Origin of the sequence: Streptacidiphilus pinicola (assembly GCF_003258295.1) — a bacterium.
In the GTDB taxonomy this organism is placed as follows: Bacteria; Actinomycetota; Actinomycetes; order Streptomycetales; family Streptomycetaceae; genus Streptacidiphilus; species Streptacidiphilus pinicola.
The window spans coordinates 58,738-81,211 of sequence record NZ_QKYN01000066.1; the positions used below are offsets into that span (position 1 = coordinate 58,738).

Below are 22,474 nucleotides of genomic sequence, written 5' to 3' on the forward strand. Positions count from 1 at the left end.
AACGCAGGTGTGACCTCACCGAACCATCCATGTGTCGGAACCGCTAAGAAGCGCGCCCAGATCCCCCTCACCACGCTCGGTGACGGCCTGTTCCAGCTGCGCGTTCAGCTGCCGGTCGTAGCTGGGCCGCTCGACCGCGCGCAGCACACCGATCGGCGTCGGCTCGGAGAGTCGCGAGAGCGCGAACGCCCGCGTCGGGTCCGGGTCGGTCACGTCGTGGACGTGTTCCTCGCCGTTCACGGTGTACGGCTGCCCGTGCTCCAGCCGCAGCAGGGCGCTGTCCCGCGTCTCCGGGTCCTTCAGGACCTCGAACGCGCCGTCGTTGAAGATGTTGCAGTTCTGGTAGATCTCCACCAGCGCGGTGCCCTGGTGCTCGGCGGCCGCGCGCAGCACCGAGGTGAGGTGCTTGCGGTCGGAGTCGATGGTGCGGGCCACGAAGCCCGCCTCCGCGCCGAGCGCGAGCGACAGCGGCCGGAACGGCTCGTCCAGGGAGCCCATCGGCGTGGACTTGGTGATCTTGCCGGGCTCGCTGGTCGGCGAGTACTGGCCCTTGGTGAGGCCGTAGATCCGGTTGTTGAACAGCAGGATCTTCAGGTTCACGTTGCGGCGCAGCGCGTGGATCAGGTGGTTGCCGCCGATGGACAGCGCGTCGCCGTCCCCGGTGATCACCCAGACCGACAGGTCCGGCCGCGAGGAGGCGAGGCCGGTGGCGATCGCCGGGGCGCGGCCGTGGATCGAGTGCATCCCGTAGGTGTTGAGGTAGTACGGGAAGCGCGAGGAGCAACCGATCCCGGAGACGAAGACGATGTTCTCCCGGGCGATGCCGAGCTCCGGCAGGAAGCCCTGCACGGCGGCGAGGATCGCGTAGTCCCCGCAGCCGGGGCACCAGCGCACCTCCTGGTCGGACTTGAAGTCCTTCGCCGTCAGCTTCAGAAGATCAGTCATCGAGCGCCTCCGAGATGACGGCGGCCAGCTGGGCGGCCTTGAACGGCATGCCGCTGACCTGCGTGAACGAACGGGCGTCGACGAGATACCTGGCCCGCAGCAGCATCGCGAGCTGACCGAGGTTCATCTCCGGCACCAGCACCCGCTCGTAGCGCCCCAGCACCTCGCCCAGGTTGGCCGGGAACGGGTTGAGGTGGCGCAGGTGGGCCTGGGCGACCTTGCCGCCCGCCGCACGGGCCCGCCGGACCCCGGCGGCGATCGGCCCGAAGGTCGAGCCCCAGCCCAGGACCAGCAGGTCCGCGTCGCCGCTCGGGTCGTCGACCGTCAGGTCCGGCACGGCGATGCCGTCGATCTTGGCCTGGCGGGTGCGGACCATGTGGTCGTGGTTGGCCGGGTCGTAGGAGATGTTCCCCGTCCCGTCCTGCTTCTCGATGCCGCCGACGCGGTGCTCCAGACCCGGGGTGCCCGGCACCGCCCACGGGCGGGCCAGCGTCTCCGGGTCGCGCAGGTAGGGCCAGAAGTCGCCCGACCCGTCGGGGGCGTTCGGCTCGGTCGCGAACTCCACCCGCAGGTCCGGCAGCTCGGAGAGCTCCGGCACCCGCCACGGCTCGCTGCCGTTGGCCAGGTAGCCGTCGGAGAGCAGGAACACCGGGGTGCGGTAGGTCAGCGCGATCCGCGCCGCCTCCAGCGCCATGGTGAAGCACTCCCCGGGCGAGGCGGGCGCCACGATCGGCACCGGAGCCTCGCCGTTGCGGCCGAACATCGCCTGCAGCAGGTCCGCCTGCTCGGTCTTGGTCGGCAGGCCCGTCGACGGGCCGCCGCGCTGGATGTCGACGACCACCAGCGGCAGCTCCAGGGAGACCGCGAGGCCGATCGTCTCGCTCTTGAGCGCGATGCCGGGGCCGGACGTCGTGGTCACGCCGAGCGCCCCGCCGAAGGCCGCGCCGAGCGCCGCGCCGATGCCGGCGATCTCGTCCTCGGCCTGGAAGGTGCGCACGCCGAAGTTCTTGTGCTTGGACAGCTCGTGCAGGATGTCGGAGGCCGGCGTGATCGGGTAGGAGCCGAGGAACAGCGACAGGCCGGACTGCTTCGAGGCCGCGATCAGGCCGTAGGCCAGCGCCAGGTTGCCGGAGATGTTGCGGTACCGGCCGGGAGTGAAGGCCTTCGCCGCGGGCGCCACCTCGTAGGAGACCGCGAAGGACTCGGTGGTCTCGCCGTAGTTCCAGCCCGCGCGGAAGGCCAGCACGTTGGCCTCGGCGATGTCGGGCTTCTTGGCGAACTTGGAGCGCAGGAACGTCTCGGTGCCCTCGGTGGGCCGGTGGTACATCCACGACAGCAGGCCGAGCGCGAACATGTTCTTGGCCCGCTCGGCGTCCTTGCGCGCCAGCGAGGTCTCCTTCAGCGCCTCCACGGTCAGCGTGGTCAGCGCGACGGGGTGCACCCGGTACTCCTGCAGCGTCCCGTCGTCCAGCGGGTCCGCCTGCCAGCCGACCTTGGACAGCGCGCGCTTGGTGAACTCGTCGGTGTTGACGATGATCTCCGCGCCGCGCGGCAGGTCGGCCAGGTTGGCCTTGAGCGCCGCCGGGTTCATCGCGACCAGCACGTCCGGCGCGTCGCCGGGGGTGAGGATGTCGTGGTCCGCGAAGTGCAGCTGGAACGAGGACACACCCGGCAGCGTGCCTGCGGGGGCCCGGATCTCGGCCGGGAAGTTCGGCAGCGTCGACAGGTCGTTCCCGAAACCGGCCGTCTCGGAGGTGAACCGGTCACCGGTCAGCTGCATCCCGTCACCGGAGTCGCCGGCGAACCGGATCACGACGCGGTCGAGCCGCCGCACCCCCTTGGCGGGGCTGCGCTGCCCGGGCGACTCGTCGAACGTAGAACCCGGCTCCTCGACCCTGCTGGTCACGACGTGGGCCTCCCTCATCACCGATGGTGGTGCTCCGCATCAAAGATCCTATGCCCGCGAGGTGCCCCGGCGGGGGATCCCACGAACAGGATATCTGACGGCCCGTCAGGTCAGGAATTCAGGTAGGTCAGCACCGCCAGCACCCGGCGATGGTCCTCGGCGCTCTGGCCCAGACCCAGCTTGGCGAAGATGTTGCTGACGTGCTTCTCCACGGCCCCGTCGGAGACCACCAGCTGCCGCGCCACGGCGGCGTTGCTGCGGCCCTCGGCCATCAGGCCCAGCACCTCGCGTTCGCGCGGCGTGAGGTCCGCTAGCACGTCCCGTTTGCGGCTCCGGCCGAGCAGCTGGGCCACCACCTCCGGGTCCAGGGCGGTGCCGCCGCGCGCCACCCGGGAGACCGCGTCGACGAACTCGCGCACCTCCGCCACCCGGTCCTTGAGCAGGTAGCCGACGCCGCGCGTGGAGCCCGCCAGCAGCTCCGAGGCGTAGCGCTCCTCCACGTACTGGGACAGCACCAGGGTGCCGACGCCCGGGTGGCGCTCGCGCAGCGCGATGCAGGCCCGCACGCCCTCGTCGGTGTGGGTGGGCGGCATCCGCACGTCCGCCACGACCACGTCCGGCAGGCCCTCCGGGGACGCCGCCAGCTCCTCGGCGAGGGCCAGCAGCGCCTCGCCGTCCTCCACCGCGCCGACCACCTTCAACCCGCGGTCGGTCAGCAGTCTGGTGAGCCCCTCACGGAGCAGCACGGAATCCTCGGCGATCACAACACGGAGCGGTGCGGACTCAAGCGGCATCGTCACATGCTAGAGGTCACATCGTGCGCAGAGCGACCGCATCGCACAGGCCCTCCAGGGCCGTCTTGGCCGAGCAGTCGGGCAGTGGCCGCAGCAGCGCGCGGGCCTCCTCGGACCAGCGCAGCGTCTCCTCGCGGGCCTGGGCCAGCGCCGGGTGGGCGCGCAGCAGGCGCAGCGCCTCGGCGTGCAGCTCGTCGTCCTCGATCGGGCCCTCGGTCAGCTCGCGCAGCCGCAGGTCGCCCGCGACGGACTCGTCCGGCTCGGAGGCGCGCAGCAGCAGCACCGGCAGCGTCGGGACGCCCTCGCGCAGGTCCGTGCCGGGCGTCTTGCCGGACTCGTGACCGTCGGAGGCGATGTCCAGCACGTCGTCGGCCAGCTGGAACGCGATGCCGATGCGCTCGCCGTACTGAGTCAGTATGTCCAGGATCCACTCGTCGGCCCCGGCCAGCATGGCGCCCAGGCGGCAGGAGACCGCGATCAGCGAGCCGGTCTTGCCGGAGAGCACGTCCAGGTAGTGCTGGACCGGGTCGTCCTCGGGCCCGGGGCCGGCCGTCTCCAGGATCTGGCCGGTGACCAGCCGCTCGAACGCCTGGGACTGCAGCCGCACCGCCTCCGGGCCGAGGTCGGCCAGGATCTGCGAGGCGCGCGAGAAGAGGAAGTCGCCGGTGAGGATCGCGACGGAGTTGTCCCAGCGGGCGTTGGCACTGACCGCGCCGCGGCGCATCGACGCCTCGTCCATCACGTCGTCGTGGTACAGCGTGGCCAGGTGGGTCAGCTCCACCACGACCGAGGCGGGGACCACCCCCGGCGCGTTCGCGTCACCGAACTGCGCGGCGAGGATCGCCAGCAGCGGGCGGAACCGCTTGCCGCCCGCGTAGAGCAGGTGCTGTGCGCCGACTGTGATGAAGGGCACGTCGCTCTTGGTCGCCTCGACCAGCGCCTGCTCGACGGCGGTGAGCCCGAGGCGGACGTCGGTCTCCAGTTCCTGATCCTGCACGCTCAGCCCGAAGGGGCCCACAGCGGTCACCGGGAACACTCCTTGCGCTGGTCGGGTGGGGACGGCTGGTAAGAGCCGTCTAGGGCAGCGTATCCGGTCGGCTGTGGATCACCGAGCGCGCCCGGCCCACTGTGACAGCGGACCGGGCGCGCTCGAGGATTCCTCCGGCATTACCCAGGCGTTCACCGAACGAGAAGTGACGCCTGGTTCGCAAGGTGCAGGAAGTACTCCGGCGCCACACCCAGCACGACGGTGACGACCGCGCCCAGCGCGATCGCCGTGCCCGTCAGCGCGCTCGGCACGGCCACCGTCGGGCCGTCGGCCCGCGGGTCCGAGAAGAACATCAGCACGATGACCCGGATGTAGAAGAACGCCGCGACGGCCGACGACAGCACACCGACGATCACCAGCGGCATGGCGCCGCCACTCGCCGCCGCCTGGAACACCGCGAACTTCCCGGTGAAGCCGGAGGTGAGCGGGATGCCCGCGAAGGCCAGCAGGAACAGCGCGAAGACCGCCGCCAGCAGCGGCGAGCGCCGCCCGAGCCCGGCCCAGCGCGACAGGTGCGTGGCCTCCCCGTCCGCGTCGCGCACCAGCGTGACCACGGCGAAGGCGCCCAGCGTCACGAAGGAGTAGGCGGCCAGGTAGAACAGCACCGCACCGATCCCGTGCTGGTTCAGCGCGATCACGCCGGTCAGGATGAACCCGGCGTGCGCCACCGACGAGTAGGCCAGCAGGCGCTTCACGTCCGTCTGCGTCACCGCGATGACCGCGCCGGCGACCATGGTGAGGATCGCGACGCCCCACAGCACCGGCCGCCAGTCCCAGGCCAGCCCGGGGAAGGCCACGTAGAGCAGCCGCAGCATGGCGCCGAAGGCCGCCACCTTGGTGGCGGCGGCCATGAAGCCGGTGACCGGCGTCGGCGCGCCCTGGTAGACGTCCGGCGTCCACATGTGGAACGGCACCGCGCCGACCTTGAACAGCAGGCCGACGCCCAGCATGGCCAGGCCGATCAGCAGCAGCGCGTCGTTGCCGGTGGTGTTCGCCAGCGCCGGGGTGACCGTCGCCGTGCCCTCGACCACGCGCGCGATCTGACCGAACTGCACCGAGCCCGCGTAGCCGTAGACCAGCGCCAGCCCGAACAGGAAGAACGCCGAGGAGAACGCGCCCAGCAGGAAGTACTTGACCGCCGCCTCCTGCGAGAGCAGCCGGCGGCGCCGTGCCAGCGCGCACATCAGGTAGAGCGGGAGGGAGAAGACCTCCAGCGCCACGAACATGGTCAGCAGGTCCGAGGCGGCCGGGAAGAGCAGCATGCCGCCCACCGCGAACATCGTCAGCGGGTAGATCTCGGTGGTGGCGTGCCCGGAGGTCGCCGCCCGCCGCTCCGCGTCGCTGCCGGGCACCGCCGCGGCCTCCGGCGCGAAGGCGTCCACCGCCGCGCCCGCTCCGGAACGCGGCTCCAGCCGCCGCTCGGCGAACTGCAGCACCGCGACGACGGCCACGAGCGTGATCACGCCCTGCAGGAAGAGCGAGGGCCCGTCCACCGCGACCGCGCCCATCGCGGCCAGGTCCGCCTTGGTGGTGGCGTAACCGGCCTGGGCCAGGTAGAGGATCAGCCCGAAGGAGGCCGCCAGGCCCGCCAGCGCGATGCCCACCTGGGTCGCGTAGCGGTGCCTGCGCGGCACGAAGGCCTCGGCGAGGATCCCGACGAGCGCGGCGCCGAAGACCGCCAGCATCGGTGAGAGCTGGAGGTACTCGATGTGCGGCGCGGGGATCGGCGGGATCGCCGCAGCCAGCGTCATGCCTGTCACTGGCCACCTCCGATGGCGTTGACGACGTGCGGGGCCGGATCGGTGCGACCGACCTGGGAGAGCGTCTGGTTGACCGACGGGTTGACGATGTCGGTGATCGGCTTCGGGTAGATGCCGAGCACCAGCAGCAGCGCGATCAGCGGGGCCACGACCACGAGCTCACGGGCCTTCAGATCGCCCACGGCCTCGTTGCCGGGCTTGACCGGGCCGGTCATGGTGCGCTGGTAGAGCACCAGCACGTACAGCGCCGCCAGCACGATGCCCGCGGTGGCGACGATGCCGAGCGCCGGGTAGCGCTCGAAGGTGCCGACCAGGACCAGGAACTCGCTGACGAAGGGACCCAGGCCCGGCAGCGACAGGATCGCCAGTCCGCCGATCAGGAAGGTGCCGGCGAGCACCGGCGCCACCTTCTGCACGCCGCCGTAGTCGGCGATGAGCCGGCTGCCGCGACGCGACATCAGGAAGCCCGCCACCAGCAGCCAGGCGGCCGTGGAGACGCCGTGGTTCACCATGTACAGGGTCGCGCCGGACTGGCCCTGGCTGGTCAGCGCGAAGATGCCGAGGATGATGAAGCCGAAGTGCGAGATCGACGCGTAGGCCACCAGGCGCTTGATGTCCTTCTGGCCCACCGCCAGCAGCGCGCCGTAGATGATGCCGATGACGGACAGCACCAGGATCGCCGGGGCGAAGGTCTTGCTCGCCTGCGGGAACAGCTGCAGGCAGAAGCGGAGCATCGCGTAGGTGCCGACCTTGTCGACCACCGCCGTGATCAGCACCGCGACACCGGCCGTGGCCTCGCCCATCGCGTTGGGCAGCCAGGTGTGCAGCGGCCACAGCGGGGCCTTCACGGCGAAGGCGAACATGAAGCCGAGGAAGAGCGCGTTCTCCACCACCGGCGAGAAGTGCAGCGTGCCGTTCTGCAGCGAGGTGGTGATGGAGACCAGGTCGAAGGTGTGGGTCTTGGTGTAGAGCCCGATCACCGCCGCCAGCATCACCAGGCCGCCGAGCAGGTTGTAGAGCAGGAACTTGACGGCCGCGTAGCTGCGCTGCTTCGCGTCCTCGCCCTTGGTCCGGTCCCCGAAGCCGCCGATCAGGAAGTACATCGGGATCAGCATGGCTTCGAAGAAGACGTAGAACAGGAAGACGTCGGTGGCCTCGAAGGAGAGCACCACCATCGCCTCGACCGCCAGGATCAGGGCGAAGAAGCCCTGGGTGCGGCGGTTGCGCTCGAAGGTGCCGGAGTCGTCGACCACCGGGTCCGCGTCGTGCCAGGAGGCCAGCATGACGAACGGCACCAGCACCGTCGTCAGCAGGATCAGCACCACCGCGATGCCGTCGACGCCGACGCTGTAGCCGATGCCGAACTGCGAGATCCAGCTGTGGTTTTCGGTCAGCTGGAAGCGCGCCCCGTGCGGCTGGAACCGGGCGATGGCGACGCAGGCCAACACGAGCGTCGCCAGCGAGAAGGCCAGCGGGACGACCTTGTTGCGGTCGCGGCTGCGGGTGTTCGTCGCCGGCGGCAGCGCGGCGGTGAGGATCGCGCCGACGGCCGGGACCACCGTGGTGACGGTCAGAAGAGGAAAGCTCATGCGACGGCCCTCATCAGAAGCGTGGTGGCGACCAGCACCAGCGCGCCGCCGAACATCGACAGGGCGTAGGAGCGGACATAACCGTTCTGGACCCGGCGCACCCGGCCCGAGGTCCCGCCGACCAGCGCGGCGATCCCGTTGACCAGCCCGTCCAGGCCCCGGCCCTCCAGGTAGACCAGGAAGCGGGTCAGGTGCGAGCCGCCACTGACCAGGACGACGTGGTTGAAGTCGTCCTGCAGCAGGTCGCGGCGGGCGGCCCGGGTGAGCAGCGAACCGAGCGGCGGCACGGCGGGGACGGGCCTGCGCCCGTACATCAGCCAGGCGACGCCGACGCCGAGGACCAGCACGACCATGGTGCCGGTGGTCACCTCGGTGGTGCTCAGCGGCGAGTGGCCCTCCTCGTACCCCGTCACCGGGCTCAGCCAGTTGACGAAGGAGGAGTTGATGCTGAACAGCCCGCCGGCGAGGACCGAGCCGAAGGCCAGGATCACCATCGGGATCCCCATGACGGCCGGCGACTCGTGCGGGTGGGGCTGGTTGCCCTCCGCGTCATCGACCCAGCGCCTCTCGCCGAAGAAGGTCATCAGCATCACGCGGGTCATGTAGAACGCGGTCACCGCGGCGCCGACCATCGCGCAGGTCCCGAGGATCCAGCCCTCGGTGCCGCCGTGGGCGAAGGCCGCCTCGATGATCTTGTCCTTGGAGAAGAAGCCGGACAGCCCCGGGAAGCCGATGATGGCCAGGTACCCGAGCCCGAAGGTGACGAAGGTCAGCGGCATGTACTTCCGCAGGCCGCCGTACTTCCGCATGTCCACCTCGTCGTTCATGCCGTGCATGACCGATCCGGCGCCGAGGAAGAGCCCGGCCTTGAAGAAACCGTGGGTGACCAGGTGCATGATCGCGAAGACGTAGCCGATCGGGCCGAGGCCTGCCGCCAGCACCATGTAGCCGATCTGCGACATCGTGGATCCGGCGAGCGCCTTCTTGATGTCGTCCTTGGCGCAACCGATGATCGCACCGAAGAGCAGCGTCACGGCGCCGACCACGACCGTCGCCAACTGGGCCGTGGGCGCCAGGTTGAAGATGGCCGAGGAGCGGGTGATCAGGTAGACGCCGGCGGTCACCATCGTCGCCGCGTGGATCAGGGCCGAGACCGGGGTCGGGCCCTCCATCGCGTCGCCGAGCCAGGACTGCAGCGGCACCTGGGCCGACTTGCCGCAGGCCGCCAGCAGCAGCATCAGGCCGATGCCGGTCAGCGTGGCCTGCGTCGCCTGCGAGGCGTGCGCGAAGACGGGCGTGAAGGCGAAGGTGCCGAAGGTGGTGAACATCAGCATGACCGCGATGGACAGGCCGACGTCGCCGACGCGGTTGACCAGGAAGGCCTTCTTGGCCGCGGTCGCCGCGCTCGGCTTGTGCTGCCAGAAGCCGATCAGCAGGTACGAGGCGAGACCCACGCCCTCCCAGCCGACGTACAGCAGCAGGTAGTTGTCGGCCAGCACCAGCAGCAGCATGGCCGCGAGGAAGAGGTTCAGGTAGCCGAAGAACCGGCGTCGCTTCTCGTCGTGCGCCATGTACCCGATCGAGTACAGGTGGATCAGCGAGCCGACGCCCGTGATCAGCAGCACGAAGGTCATCGACAGCTGGTCCAGCTGGAACCCGACCTCGGCCTGGAAGCCGTTGACCGGAATCCAGGTGAACAGGTGGTCGTGGATGGGCCGTTGGTCGGTGGCCCGGCCCAGCATGGAGAAGAAGAGAGCAAGCCCCACGCCGAAGGAGGCGAAGGCCAGGAGCGTGCCGAGCAGATGCCCGACCCGATCCAGGCGGCGCCCGCCGCAGAGCAGCAACGCCGCTCCCAGCAGCGGAACCGCGACCAGTACGGGGATGAGATTGTCCACTATCGCTCAGCCTCCGCCGCTACAGCTTCATGAGGTTGGTGTCGTCGACCGAGGCCGAGTGACGGGTGCGGAAGACACTCACGATGATGGCCAGCCCGACGACCACCTCGGCCGCCGCGACCACCATGGTGAAGAAGGCGATGATCTGCCCGTCCAGGTTGCCGTGCAGCCGGGAGAAGGTGACCAGGGCCAGGTTGCAGGCGTTGAGCATCAGCTCCACGCACATGAACAGCACGATCGCGTTGCGCCGCACCAGGACGCCGACGGCGCCGATGGTGAACAGCAGGGCCGCGAGGTACAGGTAGTTGACCGGGTTCACTTCGACTCCACCTCCCGCTGCTCGGTCTCCTCCGACTCGACCCGGGCCAATTCGGCTCCGCTGCGGGGCTTCGGGGCCTTGCGGCCGAGCCAGCCCGCCGTGGACTGCTCCAACTCGCCCATGCGGCGCAGCAGGTCGCTGCCGAGATGACGCATCTGGCCGCGCTGGCGCAACGTCGGGTTGACGCTGATCTCAGCCGGGGTGCCGTCCGGCAGCAGGCCGGGCGCGTCGACCGCGTTGTGGCGGGCGTAGACGCCGGGCGCCGGCAGCGGCGTGACCTGCGTGCCGAGGCGGACCCGCTGCTCGGCCAGCTCGCGCTGGCTCTGCTTGACCTCGGTCGCCTCGCGGTGCGTCAGCACCATCGCGCCGACCGCCGCGGTGATCAGCAGCGCGCCGGTGACCTCGAAGGCCCACACGTAGCGGGTGAAGATCAGCGCCGCCAGGCCCGGGACGTTGCCGCCCGCCGCCTGGTTGGCCGCCCCGACCCCCTGGAAGCTGTGCAGGTTCGCGTTGGCGATCCCCGCGCAGAGCAGCACGCCGAAGCCGAGGCCGCCGACCACCGCGGCAACCCGCTGACCCTTCAGCACCTCCTTGACCGAGTCGGCCGAGGAGACGCCCACCAGCATCACCACGAAGAGGAACAGCATCATGATCGCGCCGGTGTAGACGACGATCTGCACGATGCCGAGGAAGACCGCGCCCTCGGCCATGTAGCAGATCGCCAGCGCGATCATCGTGCCGGCCAGGCAGAGCGCCGAGTGGACCGCCTTGCGGCAGAGCACCATGCCCAGCGCCCCGCCGACCGCGACCACCGCCAGCACCCAGAACTGGACGGCCTCACCCGTGGAGGTCACGAGGCCACCTCCCCCTTGCTGTGCGCGACCTGCTGCTCCGTGCCAGGAGCCGCCTCGGTGACGTGGCCCTGGTAGTAGTCGCGCTCGTCCATGCCCGGGTAGATGGCGTGGGGCGAGTCGACCATGCCCTCGGTCAGCCCGGCGAGCAGCTGCTCCTTGGTGAAGATCAGCGACTCGCGGGAACTGTCGGCCAGTTCGTACTCGTTGGTCATGGTGAGCGCCCTGGTCGGGCAGGCCTCGATGCAGAGTCCGCAGAGGATGCAGCGGGCGTAGTTGATCTGGTAGACCCGGCCGTAGCGCTCACCCGGGGAGTAACGCTCCTCCTCGGTGTTGTCCGCGCCCTCGACGTAGATGGCGTCCGCCGGGCAGGCCCACGCGCACAGCTCGCAGCCGACGCACTTCTCCAGCCCGTCCGGGTGACGGTTGAGCTGGTGCCGGCCGTGGAAGCGCGGCGCGGTGGGCTTCTTGTACTCCGGGTACTCCTCGGTGAGCCGCTTCTTGAACATGGCCTTGAAGGTCACGCCGAAGCCCGCGGCGGGTCCGAGCCCCCATGACCCATGGTTCTCAGTAGGCACCGTCGTCTCCCTTCAGTGCAGGAACAGTGGTCTGGTCGTTCTCGACCCGCGACGGACGTCGCGGCACCGCCGGAAGCTGCTGTCCGGGCATCGGCGGGACCGGGAAGCCGCCCGCCATCGGGTCGAAGGGCGCAGGCCCGGCCGGCACGCCCGCGGCCCCGTCCTTCTTCGGCCGCAGCATGTCGAACAGCACCGAGAGCAGCACCAGCACGACCACCGCGCCGCCCACCCACAGCACCACGTTGCCGAAGTTGTGGCCCTCGTTGCGCAGCGCGCGGACGGTGGCCACCAGGACCAGCCAGACCAGCGAGACCGGGATCAGCACCTTCCAGCCCAGCTTCATGAACTGGTCGTAGCGCAGCCGGGGCAGGGTGCCGCGGAGCCAGATGAAGACGAAGAGCAGCAGCTGGATCTTGATGATCAGCCAGAGCATCGGCCACCAGCCGTGGTTGGCCCCTGCCCAGAAGGCGGTGATCGGCCACGGTGCCCGCCAGCCGCCGAGGAACATCACGCTGGCCACCGCCGAGACGGTCACCATGTTGATGTACTCGGCCAGCATGAACATCGCGAACTTCAGCGAGGAGTACTCGGTGTTGAAGCCGCCGACCAGCTCGCCCTCGGCCTCGGGGAGGTCGAACGGGGCGCGGTTGGTCTCGCCGACCATCGACACCAGGTAGACCACGAAGCTCACCGGCAGCAGCGCCGCGAACCAGGTGTGCGTCTGCGCGTCGACGATCGCGGAGGTCGACATCGAGCCCGCGTAGAGGAAGACCGCCGCGAAGCTCAGGCCCATCGCGATCTCGTAGGAGACCATCTGTGCCGCCGAGCGCAGACCGCCCAGCAGCGGATACGTGGACCCGGAGGCCCAACCCGCCAGCACGATGCCGTAGATCCCGATCGAGGCGGTGGCCAGGATGAACAGGATGCCGACCGGCAGGTCGGTCAGCTGCATCGTGGTCCGGGTGCCGAAGATGGAGATCTCGTGGTCCGCCGGGCCGAAGGGGATCACCGCGAAGGCCATGAAGGCCGGCATCGCGGAGACGATCGGCGCCAGGACGAAGACCACCTTGTCGGCCGCCGTGACGACCAGGTCCTCCTTCAGGGCGAGCTTCACGCCGTCGGCGAGGCTCTGCAGCATGCCCCACGGGCCGTGCCGGTTGGGGCCGATGCGCAGCTGCATCCAGGCGACGACCTTGCGCTCCCAGACGATGGCGATCAGCACCGTCAGCACCAGGAACGCGAAGCAGAACACCGCCTTCAGCAGCACCAGCCACCAGGGGTCGCGTCCGAAGAAGCTCAGATCCTCGGCCGCGAGCAGCACCGATTGATGCATCACCGCTCCTCGCCATCCGTCGTAGAGGCCAGCGCCACGATCCGCCCCGGCACCGCACCGAGTCCGCGTGCCGCTCCGTCCGGGGTGGAGTTGAGCGGCAGCCAGACCACCCGGTCCGGCAGCTCCGGGGTGATCGCCAGCGGCAGCGTGACCACGCCCGCCGGGCCGGTCACCGTCAGCGGCGCGCCGTCCGCGACGCCGACCTCGGCCGCCGTCGCGGGCGAGAGCCGGGCCACGGCGGGGTGCCGGGTCCCGGCGAGCGCCGTGTCGCCCTGCTGCAGCACGCCGTTGTCGAGCAGTTGCCGCCAGCCGGCCAGCACCGCCTCGCCCGCGCTCGGACGCGGCAGCGGGCGGGCCAACTCGATCGGCGCGTCCGTCCGGTCGCCGCGCCAGGGCCCGAAGGCGTCCAGCTCGCGGCGGGCCGCGACGACGTCCGGCAGGCCCAGGTGCCGGTCCATGGCGTCGGCCAGCATGTGCAGCACCCGCAGGTCGTCGGTGAGGTGACGCTGCGTCATCTGGTCCGGCTTGAGCGCTGCCTCGAAGGACCGGACACGGCCCTCCCAGTCCAGGAAGGTGCCCGCCTTCTCGGCGACCGCCGCGACCGGCAGCACCACGTCCGCCCGCGCGGTGACCGCGCTCGGCCGCAGCTCCAGGCTGACCACGAACCCGGCCCGCGCCAGCGCCTCGTCCGCGACGGCCGGGTCCGGCAGGTCGTCGATCTCGACGCCGCCGACCAGCAGCGCGTCCAGCTCGCCGGAGGCCGCCGCCGCCAGAATGCCGGAGGTGTCGCGGCCGAAACGGGACGGCAGTTCGGCCAGGCCCCAGGCGACGGCCGTCTGCCGGCGCGCCTCCGGGTCGGTGGCCGGACGACCGCCGGGCAGCAGGTTCGGCAGCGCGCCGACCTCGATCGCCCCACGCTCCCCCGCCCGCCGCGGGATCCACGCCAGCCGCGCGCCCGCCAGCCGGGCCAGCCGCAGCGCCGCGCTGTAGCCGCCGGGTGAACCCGCCAGCCGCTCGCCGACCAGCACCACCGCGCCGGGCTCGCGCAGCAGCCGCGCCGCCTCGCCCGCCGCACCGTCCAGCGGATCGCCCTCGGCCAGCGCCTCCAGCCACTCCGCCTCGGTGCCGGGCGCCGCCGGGAGCAGCGTCCCGCCCATCTTGGTCAGACCCCGCGAGGCCCAGGACGCGATCGAGAAGACCTTCGCCCCGCGGGTGCGGGCCGCCTTGCGCAGCCGAAGGAAGACGATCGGCGACTCGTCCTCGGGCTCGAAGCCCGCGAGCAGCACCGTCCTCGCGCCCTCCAGCGCCGCGTAGTCGAGCCCAGCGCCGTCCAGGTCCACGCCGTGCCCGGCGACGGCGGCGGCCAGGAACTCGGCCTCCTCCGTGCTGTGCACCCGCACCCGGAAATCGACGTCGTTGGTGCCGAGCGCCACGCGCGCGAACTTGCTGTACGCGTAGGCGTCCTCGACCGTCGAGCGGCCGCCGACCAGGACGCCCGCGCGCTTGCCGACCAGCCCGCGCGCGGCGGCGGCCAGCGCCTCCGGCCAGGAGGCGGGCTCCAGTTCACCGGTGTCGGCGTTGCGGACCAGCGGCGTCTTGAACCGGTCCGGCAGCTGCGCGTAGCGGAACGCGAAGCGGCCCTTGTCGCAGCTCCACTCCTCGTTCACCGCCGGGTCGTCGCCGGCCTGGCGCCGCAGCACCTTGCCGCGCCGGTGGTCGGTGCGGGTCGCGCAGCCGCTCGCGCAGTGCTCGCAGACGCTCGCCGAGGAGGTGAGGTCGAACGGCCGCGACCGGAACCGGTAGGCCGCCGAGGTCAACGCGCCGACCGGGCAGATCTGGATGGTGTTGCCGGAGAAGTACGAGCGGAAGTCGTCGCCCGCGCCCGTGCCGACCTGCTGGAGCGCCCCACGCTCCAGCAACTCGATGAACGGGTCGCCGGCGATCTGCTCGCTGAACCGGGTGCAGCGGGCACACAGCACGCAGCGCTCGCGGTCCAGCAGCACCTGGGTGCTGATCGGCATCGGCTTCTCGTAGGTGCGCTTCACCCCGTCGAAGCGGCTCTCGGCCTGCCCGTGCGAGAGCGCCTGGTTCTGCAGCGGGCACTCGCCGCCCTTGTCGCAGACCGGGCAGTCCAGCGGGTGGTTGATCAGCAGCAGCTCCATCACACCGCGCTGTGCCTTCTCCGCGACCGGCGAGGTGAGCTGCGACTTCACCACCATGCCGTCGGCGCACTCGATGGTGCAGGAGGCCACCGGCTTGCGCTGGCCCTCCACCTCCACGATGCACTGCCGGCACGCGCCGGCCGGGCTCAGCAGCGGGTGGTCGCAGAAGCGCGGGATCTCGACGCCGATCATCTCGGCGGCGCGGATGACCAGGGTGCCCTTGGGCACCTTCACCTCGACGCCGTCGATGGTGACGGTCAGCAGATCAGCGTCCGCCGACTTCTTCTCCGGGACCGTCGCGGTCACGCCATCACTCCGTTCTCGCTCTGGTCGAAGTCGCCGTTCCGCCCGTCCCGGCCTCGATCACCCGGCGGGTCGTCTTCCGGGCTGCGATCCTTACCAGCCGCGTTCCGCCGTCCCCTCGTCCCCGCCCAGACGGTCGACGCCGACGGGTCGAACGGGCAGCGGCGCTCGCGCAGGTGCTGCTCGTACTCGTCGCGGAAGAACTGCAGCGAGGAGAAGATCGGGCTCGCCGCGCCGTCGCCCAGCGCGCAGAAGGACTTGCCGTTGATGTTGTCGGCGATGTCCTGCAGCTTCTCCAGGTCGCCCGGCACGCCCTCGCCCGCCTCGATCCCGCGCAGCAGCTGGACCAGCCAGTAGGTGCCCTCGCGGCACGGGGTGCACTTGCCGCAGGACTCGTGGGCGTAGAACTCCGTCCACCTGGTGACCGCCCGCACCACGCAGGTGGTCTCGTCGAAGACCTGCAGCGCCTTGGTGCCGAGCATCGAACCCGCCGCGCCGACGCCCTCGTAGTCGAGCGGCACGTCCAGGTGCTGGTCGGTGAACATCGGCGTCGACGAGCCGCCCGGCGTCCAGAACTTGAGCCGGTGGCCCTCGCGCACGCCGCCGCTGATGTCCAGCAGCTGCCGCAGCGTCACGCCCAGCGGCGCCTCGTACTGGCCGGGGTTGGTGACGTGCCCGGACAGCGAGTAGAGCGTGAAGCCGGGCGACTTCTCGCTGCCCATCGAGCGGAACCAGTCCTTGCCGCGGTGCAGGATCGCGGGTACGGAGGCGATCGACTCGACGTTGTTCACCACCGTCGGGCAGGCGTACAGACCCGCGACGGCGGGGAACGGCGGCCGCAGGCGCGGCTGGCCGCGCCGGCCCTCGAGCGAGTCCAGCAGCGCCGTCTCCTCGCCGCAGATGTACGCGCCGGCGCCCGCGTGGACGGTGATGTCCAGGTCGAAGCCGCTGCCCAGCACGTTCTGCCCGAGGTAGCCGGCGTCGTACGCCTCCTGCACGGCCGCGTGCAGCCGGCGCAGCACCGGCACGGTCTCGCCGCGCAGATAGATGAAGGCGTGGCTGCAGCGGATCGCCCAACTCGCGATGATCATGCCCTCGATGAGGGAGTGCGGGTTGGCGAAGAGCAGCGGGATGTCCTTGCAGGTGCCCGGCTCGGACTCGTCCGCGTTGACGACGAGGTAGTGCGGCTTGCCGTCGCCCTGCGGGATGAACTGCCACTTCATGCCGGTCGGGAAGCCCGCGCCGCCGCGGCCGCGCAGGCCGGCGTCCTTGACCAGCGCGATGACGTCGTCCGGGTTCATCCGCAGCGCCTCGTGCAGGCCCTTGTAGCCGTCGTGCGCCCGGTAGGTGGCGAGCGTCCAGGGCTTCTCCTCGCCCCAGGTCGCCGACAGGACCGGGGCGAGCAGCTTCTCCGGGTGCGTCGCGGTCATGCCTCGTCCCCTTCCGTCTCGCTGGGCTCCTCGGCGGACTCCTGCTGGCGCGGCGCGACGACCTTGGCCGGGCCGGTGCCCGGCAGCGTCTCGCCGTGGGCCAGCCGCAGACCCGCCATCGACGGCGCGCCGCCCGCGCCGGACTCGTCCACCGCGCCGGGCCGCCCGTCGGGGAAGCCCGCCAGGATCCGCGCCGTCTCCTTGAAGCTGCACAGCTTCGCGCCGCGCGTCGGGGTCACCTCGGCGCCCGCCCGCAGGTCGTCGACCAGCTGCTTGGCGCTCGCCGGGTCCTGGTTGTCGAAGAACTCCCAGTTGACCATCACCACGGGCGCGTAGTCGCAGGCCGCGTTGCACTCGATGTGCTCCAGCGAGACCGACCCGTCCTCGGTCGTCTCGTTGTTGCCGATCCCGAGGTGCTGCTGCAACTCGGCGAAGATCTGGTCGCCGCCGAGCACCGCGCACAGCGTGTTGGTGCAGACCCCGACGTGGTACTCGCCCGCCGGGCGGCGCCGGTACATCGTGTAGAAGGTCGCGACGGCGGTGACCTCGGCCGTGGTCAGGCCCAACTGCTCGGCGCAGTACCGGATGCCGGTCCGGGAGACGAAGCCCTCCTCGGACTGCACCAGGTGCAGCAGCGGCAGCAGCGCGGAGCGGGACTGCGGGTAGCGGGCGACGATCGCCGCCGCGTCCGGGTCCAGCCGCTCGCGCACCTCGGCCGGATAGGGCTCCGCCGGAAGCTCCGGCAGGCCCAGCTGTACCGCGTGCTGTGCCGTCTCATGCCCAGTCGCGCTCACCGGTCCACGCCTCCCATCACCGGGTCGATGCCGGCCACCGCGACGATGACGTCCGCGACCTGCCCGCCCTCGCACATCGCGGCCATCGTCTGCAGGTTGGTGAAGCTCGGGTCGCGGAAGTGCACCCGGTAGGGCCGGGTGCCGCCGTCGGAGACGACGTGCACGCCCAACTCGCCCTTCGGGGACTCGACCGCCGCGTAGGCCTGCCCCGGCGGGACGTGGAAGCCCTCCGTCACCAGCTTGAAGTGGTGGATCAGCGCCTCCATGGACTCGCCCATGATGGTGCGGATGTGGTCGAGCGAGTTGCCCATCCCGTCCGCGCCGAGGGCCAGCTGGGCCGGCCAGGCGATCTTCTTGTCGGCCACCATCACCGCGCCGTCGCCGCCCTTGAGCTGCTCCAGGCACTGCTCGACGATCCGCAGCGACTGGTCCATCTCCCGCAGACGGATCAGGAACCGCCCGTAGGAGTCGCAGGTGTCGGCGGTCTCGACCTCGAAGTCGTAGCTCTCGTAGCCGCAGTAGGGCTGCGTCTTGCGCAGGTCGTGCGGCAGGCCGGTGGCCCGCAGGATCGGCCCGGTCGCGCCGAGCGCCATGCAGCCGGCCAGGTCCAGGTAGCCGACGTCCACCAACCGGGCCTTGAAGACCGGGTTGTTGGTGGCCAGCTTGTCGTACTCGTGCATCCGCGAGCGCAGCAGCTTCACACCCTCGCGGACCTGGTCGATCGCGCCGGGCGGCAGGTCCTGCGCCAGCCCGCCGGGGCGGACGTAGGCGTGGTTCATGCGCAGGCCGGTGACCAGCTCGAAGATGTCGAGGATGACCTCGCGGTCACGGAAGCCGTAGATCATCAGCGTGGTGGAGCCGATCTCCATCCCGCCCGTGGCCAGCGCCACGAGGTGCGAGGTGATCCGGTTGAGCTCCATCATCATCACGCGGATGACGCTGGCCCGTTCCGGCACGTCGTCGGTGATCCCGAGCAGCTTCTCCACCGCGAGGCAGTAGGCGGTCTCGTTGAAGAACGGCGTCAGGTAGTCCATGCGGGTCACGAAGGTCGTGCCCTGCACCCAGGTGCGGAACTCCATGTTCTTCTCGATGCCGGTGTGGAGGTAGCCGATGCCGCAGCGGGCTTCCTTCACCGTCTCGCCGTCGATCTCCAGGATCAGGCGCAGCACGCCGTGCGTGGAGGGGTGCTGCGGCCCCATGTTGACGATGATCCGCTCGTCGTCCGCCTTGGCCGCGGCGCTGACGATCTCGTCCCAGTCACCACCGGTGACGGTGTAGACGCGCCCCTCGGTGGTCTCTCGCTCAGGGGCCTGCGCGGTCTCGGGGGTCGAGTGCTGGGCTTCGGAGTGCTGGGTGCTCATCAGGAGTACGACCTCCGCTGGTCGGGAGCCGGGATCTGCGCGCCCTTGTACTCGACGGGGATGCCGCCGAGCGGATAGTCCTTGCGCTGCGGGTGGCCCAGCCAGTCGTCCGGCATCATGATCCGCATCAGCGCGGGGTGGCCGTCGAAGACGATGCCGAAGAAGTCGTAGGTCTCGCGCTCGTGCCAGTCGTTGGTCGGGTAGACCGCGACGGTGGACGGGATGTGCGGGTCGTCGTCCGGCGCGGAGCACTCGACCCGGATCAGCCGGTTGTGGGTGATCGAGCGCAGGTGGTAGACCGCGTGCAGCTCCCGCCCGGCGTCGCCCGGGTAGTGCACGCCGCTGACGCCGGTGCACAGTTCGAAGCGGAGCGCCGGGTCGTCGCGCAGCGTCCGCATCACCTGGACCAGGTGCTCGCGGTGCACGTGGAAGGTGATCTCGTCGCGGTCGACGACGGTCTTCTCGATCGCTGCGGCGGGGCTCAGCCCCTGCTCGTCCAGCGCGCCCTCGAACTCGTCGGCCACCTCGTCGAACCAGGCGCCTCCGTAGGGGCGGGTGCTGGCCGGCGGCAGCGCGATCGGGGTGACCAGGCGGCCGTAGCCGGAGGTGTCGCCGGAGCCGCCGTTCGCCGCGTTGCCCGACCCGGCTGCACCACCTGAACCGAACATGCCGTGCCGGACGCCGATGACCTCCAGCTCCGTCTGCCCCTCGCGCGGCACAGGAACGTTCTCGCTCATCGCAGCAGCCCCTTCATGTCGATGGTCGGGACCGCCTGCAGCGCCTGCTCCTCCGCCTCCTCCTCGGCACGGCGCTTGTTGACGCCGAGCTTCTCGTGGCGGATCTGCTCGTGGAGCTTGAGGATCGCGTCCATCAGCATCTCCGGCCGCGGCGGACAGCCGGGCAGGTAGATGTCGACCGGAATGATGTGGTCGACGCCCTGGACGATCGCGTAGTTGTTGAACATCCCGCCGGAGGAGGCGCAGACGCCCATGGAGATGACCCACTTGGGGTTGGCCATCTGGTCGTAGACCTGGCGCACCACCGGGGCCATCTTCTGGCTGACCCGCCCGGCGACGATCATCAGGTCCGCCTGCCGCGGCGAGCCGCGGAACACCTCCATGCCGAAGCGCGCCAGGTCGTAGCGGCCGGCCCCGGTCGTCATCATCTCGATGGCGCAGCACGCGAGCCCGAACGTCGCCGGGAAGAGCGAACTCTTGCGCACCCAACCCGCGGCCTGCTCGACCGTGGTGAGCAGGAAGCCGCTGGGAAGCTTTTCCTCGATACCCATCTCTGCCGTCTCCCGTCAGTCCCCGTCTGTCCCAGTCAGTCCCACTCAGTCAGTCCCACTCCAGGCCGCCACGACGCCAGACGTAGGCGTAGGCGACGAACACGGTGGCGATGAAGAGCACCATCTCGACCAGGCCGAAGATCCCCAGGGCGTCGAAGCTGACGGCCCACGGGTAGAGGAAGACGATCTCGATGTCGAAGACGATGAAGAGCATCGCCGTCAGGTAGTACTTGATCGGGAAGCGCCCGCCCCCGGTCGGCTGAGGCGTGGGCTCGATCCCGCACTCGTAGGCGTCGAGCTTGGCCCGGTTGTAGCGTTTCGGGCCCGTCAGCGCGGCCATTGCCACGGAGCCGACCGCGAACGCAGCCGCGATGGCGCCAAGTACCAGAATCGGCGCATAAGCGTTCATGCCGAACGACCTCTCCAGGCGTCAGTCCGAGCCTGTGGCTGTGATCCCCACATGTGAGGCAGTTCACAAGCTCCCAAGACGGCTGCATCCTATGCCTCTTCGCATGTGATCTGCGACACGCGGTCACGGACCAAGATTGTGATCTACACCACCTGACGGATGATCATGAAGCAATGAGAGTGCAAAATCGGACACACTGTGTGTGCTTTCATTCACAAGCAGTGGCGGCTCTTGGCATCTGCGCAGCTCGAAGGGGTTGCACCTAGCATTCGCGTGGCATCCAAAGCAAGTTTTGCTCCTGGCCCGGACACGTGTTAGTGAACCTCCGCACCCGAGGGTGAAACGCAAACGCCCCGGCTGACGGGCAGCCGGGGCGCTTCACAGGACGTCTCAGAACGGGCGCCGTTACGGCACCCCGAGGTTGAAGATCGCGTATCCGCCGTACCAACCCGAGAGCGCGCCCAGGATCAGCAGGAGGGTGAGCGCCTGGGCGCGGCTCAGGCGCTTGAGGGCGAGCGCCAGCGGGATCGCGAGCGGGAAGAGCGGCATCACGAAGCGGTTGATGGTGCCGAACATCTGCTGGCTGACGATGATCAGCACGATCGTGCCGACCGTGTACACCGCCAGCACCACCGGGGGCCGCAGGCGCAACAGGAGCAACACCAGGATCGGCAGGCCCATCAGCACCGCCAGCCCCACCAGATCCTCGGTGGGGTAGGGGAAGAGGTAGTCGTACCGTCCCAGCAGCAGGCCCTGGATGGACTTGAAGGCGTTCTGGCCCCCGTCCATGGAGTGCGCCCAGCCGCGCTGCTGCAGGGTGAAGTAGCCGTGGAAGTCGTGCAGTTCCAGGCCCAGCCAGGTCAGGTACCCGACCAGGCCGAGCGGCGCCGTGACGATCGCGAACAGCGGCCCCGCGAAGCCGCGGAATCCGGAGCCGGGCCGCACCCGGTACAGGCCCACCAGGCCGGCCACCACCAGGCCGGCTATCAGCGTCGCCGCCGAGGGCCGGGTCAGGCCCGTCAGCAGCGTCAACCCGCCCGCCAGGTACCAGCGGCGGCGCACCGCCGCCCAGCAGGCCCAGACCGCGAGCGCCGTGAAGATCGACTCGGAGTAGACCGACCACTGCACCGACGAGGCCGGGAAGACCGCCCACAACCCCGCCGCCAGAACGCCCGCGCGACGGCTCCGGGTCACCAGCTCCGTCAGCGCGAAGATCCCCGCCGCGGCCACGAAGGAGCTGACCACCGAGACGAGCATGCCCGCCCCGTACAGGCCGAGCCCCGTCACCTCGCTGACCAGCCGCATCGCCCCCGGATACATCGGGAAGAAGGCGACGGAGTTCTGCTCCATCGTGAACGGCCCGAGCGGCGCCATCGGCGTCAGCGCCGGGTGGTAGCCGTGCGCGGCGACGTCCTGGTACCACCAGCCGTCCCAGGAACCCAGCACGTCCCAGGGCTTGGCGCCGCCGCCGTACCGCGGGGTGTTGGTCCGGTAGGTGCCCGAGTAGGCCAGCAGTCGCAGGAAGACCAGCAGGCCGACGAGCTTCACCCCGCCGTACAACCCCAGCGCCGGACCGAACCGCACCCCGGCCGCCCGCAACCGCTCCACCGCCGCACCCCGAGGGCGACCGCGCGGCGGCGCCTCCGGGGACTCCTCCGTGACGGCGCCGTCCTCGACCGTCATGTCAGGCTCGACACTCATGCTCAGCT

18 protein-coding genes and 1 pseudogene are annotated in these 22,474 nt (G+C 70.3%); all 19 read right to left on the bottom strand.

Annotated elements, in window-relative coordinates:
• Positions 1-15 precede the first annotated feature (15 nt).
• The 19 genes and pseudogenes from DN069_RS17230 to DN069_RS17320 all read right to left on the bottom strand — a co-directional run bounded on the left by DN069_RS17230 (position 16) and on the right by DN069_RS17320 (position 22,466).
• A complete protein-coding gene (locus DN069_RS17230; RefSeq protein ID WP_111501901.1) occupies positions 16-945 on the bottom strand; it encodes a 2-oxoacid:ferredoxin oxidoreductase subunit beta in 930 nt (309 codons plus the stop codon).
• Entirely contained in the window at positions 938-2,851 is a 1,914-nt protein-coding gene (locus DN069_RS17235; protein WP_243639345.1) for a 2-oxoacid:acceptor oxidoreductase subunit alpha, read from the bottom strand. Before DN069_RS17235 ends, DN069_RS17230 begins: the two co-directional genes overlap by 8 nt.
• Before the next feature lie 110 nt (positions 2,852-2,961).
• Positions 2,962-3,645: a LuxR C-terminal-related transcriptional regulator gene (locus tag DN069_RS17240; RefSeq protein ID WP_111501903.1), complete on the bottom strand. Its 684-nt coding sequence runs from the start codon at positions 3,643-3,645 to the stop codon at positions 2,962-2,964.
• Positions 3,646-3,661: 16 nt separating this feature from the next.
• Entirely contained in the window at positions 3,662-4,672 is a 1,011-nt protein-coding gene (locus DN069_RS17245; protein ID WP_111501904.1) for a polyprenyl synthetase family protein, read from the bottom strand.
• A gap of 152 nt (positions 4,673-4,824) precedes the next feature.
• Positions 4,825-6,444, bottom strand: a complete 1,620-nt coding sequence (gene nuoN / locus DN069_RS17250) for an NADH-quinone oxidoreductase subunit NuoN (protein WP_111501905.1) — start codon at positions 6,442-6,444, stop codon at positions 4,825-4,827.
• 5 nt (positions 6,445-6,449) lie between these two features.
• On the bottom strand, positions 6,450-8,042 hold the full coding sequence (locus DN069_RS17255; RefSeq protein ID WP_111501906.1) for an NADH-quinone oxidoreductase subunit M: 1,593 nt from the start codon (positions 8,040-8,042) through the stop codon (positions 6,450-6,452).
• On the bottom strand, positions 8,039-9,937 hold the full coding sequence (gene nuoL / locus DN069_RS17260; protein WP_111501907.1) for an NADH-quinone oxidoreductase subunit L: 1,899 nt from the start codon (positions 9,935-9,937) through the stop codon (positions 8,039-8,041). The genes DN069_RS17255 and nuoL overlap by 4 nt, the downstream gene beginning before the upstream one ends.
• A gap of 19 nt (positions 9,938-9,956) precedes the next feature.
• A complete protein-coding gene (gene nuoK, locus DN069_RS17265; RefSeq protein ID WP_037605876.1) occupies positions 9,957-10,256 on the bottom strand; it encodes an NADH-quinone oxidoreductase subunit NuoK in 300 nt (99 codons plus the stop codon).
• Positions 10,253-11,110: an NADH-quinone oxidoreductase subunit J gene (locus DN069_RS17270; RefSeq protein ID WP_111501908.1), complete on the bottom strand. Its 858-nt coding sequence runs from the start codon at positions 11,108-11,110 to the stop codon at positions 10,253-10,255. The genes nuoK and DN069_RS17270 overlap by 4 nt, the downstream gene beginning before the upstream one ends.
• Positions 11,107-11,685, bottom strand: coding sequence for an NADH-quinone oxidoreductase subunit NuoI (gene nuoI, locus DN069_RS17275; protein ID WP_111501909.1), 579 nt, complete (start codon positions 11,683-11,685; stop codon positions 11,107-11,109). Before nuoI ends, DN069_RS17270 begins: the two co-directional genes overlap by 4 nt.
• Positions 11,675-13,018, bottom strand: coding sequence for an NADH-quinone oxidoreductase subunit NuoH (gene nuoH, locus DN069_RS17280; protein ID WP_111501910.1), 1,344 nt, complete (start codon positions 13,016-13,018; stop codon positions 11,675-11,677). The genes nuoI and nuoH overlap by 11 nt, the downstream gene beginning before the upstream one ends.
• The gene (locus DN069_RS17285; RefSeq protein ID WP_111501911.1) at positions 13,018-15,486 is read right to left on the bottom strand and encodes an NADH-quinone oxidoreductase subunit G; all 2,469 of its coding nucleotides are present in this window, start codon (positions 15,484-15,486) and stop codon (positions 13,018-13,020) included. Before DN069_RS17285 ends, nuoH begins: the two co-directional genes overlap by 1 nt.
• 122 nt (positions 15,487-15,608) lie before the next feature.
• Positions 15,609-16,913: pseudogene (gene nuoF / locus DN069_RS17290) on the bottom strand (NADH-quinone oxidoreductase subunit NuoF); the annotation flags it as partial.
• Positions 16,910-17,707 carry an NADH-quinone oxidoreductase subunit NuoE gene (gene nuoE, locus DN069_RS17295; RefSeq protein WP_111501913.1) on the bottom strand — a complete coding sequence of 266 codons (798 nt, stop codon included), beginning with the start codon at positions 17,705-17,707 and terminating at the stop codon, positions 16,910-16,912. The gene nuoE and the pseudogene nuoF, both read right to left, overlap by 4 nt.
• Positions 17,704-19,068 carry an NADH-quinone oxidoreductase subunit D gene (locus DN069_RS17300; protein ID WP_111501914.1) on the bottom strand — a complete coding sequence of 455 codons (1,365 nt, stop codon included), beginning with the start codon at positions 19,066-19,068 and terminating at the stop codon, positions 17,704-17,706. The genes nuoE and DN069_RS17300 overlap by 4 nt, the downstream gene beginning before the upstream one ends.
• A complete protein-coding gene (locus DN069_RS17305) occupies positions 19,068-19,805 on the bottom strand; it encodes an NADH-quinone oxidoreductase subunit C (RefSeq protein ID WP_111501915.1) in 738 nt (245 codons plus the stop codon). The genes DN069_RS17300 and DN069_RS17305 overlap by 1 nt, the downstream gene beginning before the upstream one ends.
• Positions 19,802-20,356, bottom strand: coding sequence for a NuoB/complex I 20 kDa subunit family protein (locus tag DN069_RS17310; protein ID WP_111501916.1), 555 nt, complete (start codon positions 20,354-20,356; stop codon positions 19,802-19,804). Before DN069_RS17310 ends, DN069_RS17305 begins: the two co-directional genes overlap by 4 nt.
• Before the next feature lie 49 nt (positions 20,357-20,405).
• Entirely contained in the window at positions 20,406-20,765 is a 360-nt protein-coding gene (locus tag DN069_RS17315; RefSeq protein WP_111501917.1) for an NADH-quinone oxidoreductase subunit A, read from the bottom strand.
• 405 nt (positions 20,766-21,170) lie between these two features.
• The gene (locus DN069_RS17320; protein WP_243639348.1) at positions 21,171-22,466 is read right to left on the bottom strand and encodes a glycosyltransferase family protein; all 1,296 of its coding nucleotides are present in this window, start codon (positions 22,464-22,466) and stop codon (positions 21,171-21,173) included.
• Positions 22,467-22,474 lie beyond the last annotated feature (8 nt).

Bases quoted from the DNA above. Each gene is read 5' to 3' on its own strand.
- DN069_RS17230 (WP_111501901.1), bottom strand. From the start codon at position 945: ATGACTGATCTTCTGAAGCTGACGGCGAAGGACTTCAAGTCCGACCAG.
- DN069_RS17240 (WP_111501903.1), bottom strand. From the start codon at position 3,645: ATGCCGCTTGAGTCCGCACCGCTCCGTGTTGTGATCGCCGAGGATTCC.
- nuoN (WP_111501905.1), bottom strand. From the start codon at position 6,444: ATGACGCTGGCTGCGGCGATCCCGCCGATCCCCGCGCCGCACATCGAG.
- DN069_RS17255 (WP_111501906.1), bottom strand. From the start codon at position 8,042: ATGAGCTTTCCTCTTCTGACCGTCACCACGGTGGTCCCGGCCGTCGGC.
- nuoH (WP_111501910.1), bottom strand. From the start codon at position 13,018: ATGCATCAATCGGTGCTGCTCGCGGCCGAGGATCTGAGCTTCTTCGGA.
- DN069_RS17300 (WP_111501914.1), bottom strand. From the start codon at position 19,068: ATGAGCACCCAGCACTCCGAAGCCCAGCACTCGACCCCCGAGACCGCG.
- DN069_RS17305 (WP_111501915.1), bottom strand. From the start codon at position 19,805: ATGAGCGAGAACGTTCCTGTGCCGCGCGAGGGGCAGACGGAGCTGGAG.
- DN069_RS17310 (WP_111501916.1), bottom strand. From the start codon at position 20,356: ATGGGTATCGAGGAAAAGCTTCCCAGCGGCTTCCTGCTCACCACGGTC.
- DN069_RS17315 (WP_111501917.1), bottom strand. From the start codon at position 20,765: ATGAACGCTTATGCGCCGATTCTGGTACTTGGCGCCATCGCGGCTGCG.
- DN069_RS17320 (WP_243639348.1), bottom strand. From the start codon at position 22,466: ATGAGTGTCGAGCCTGACATGACGGTCGAGGACGGCGCCGTCACGGAG.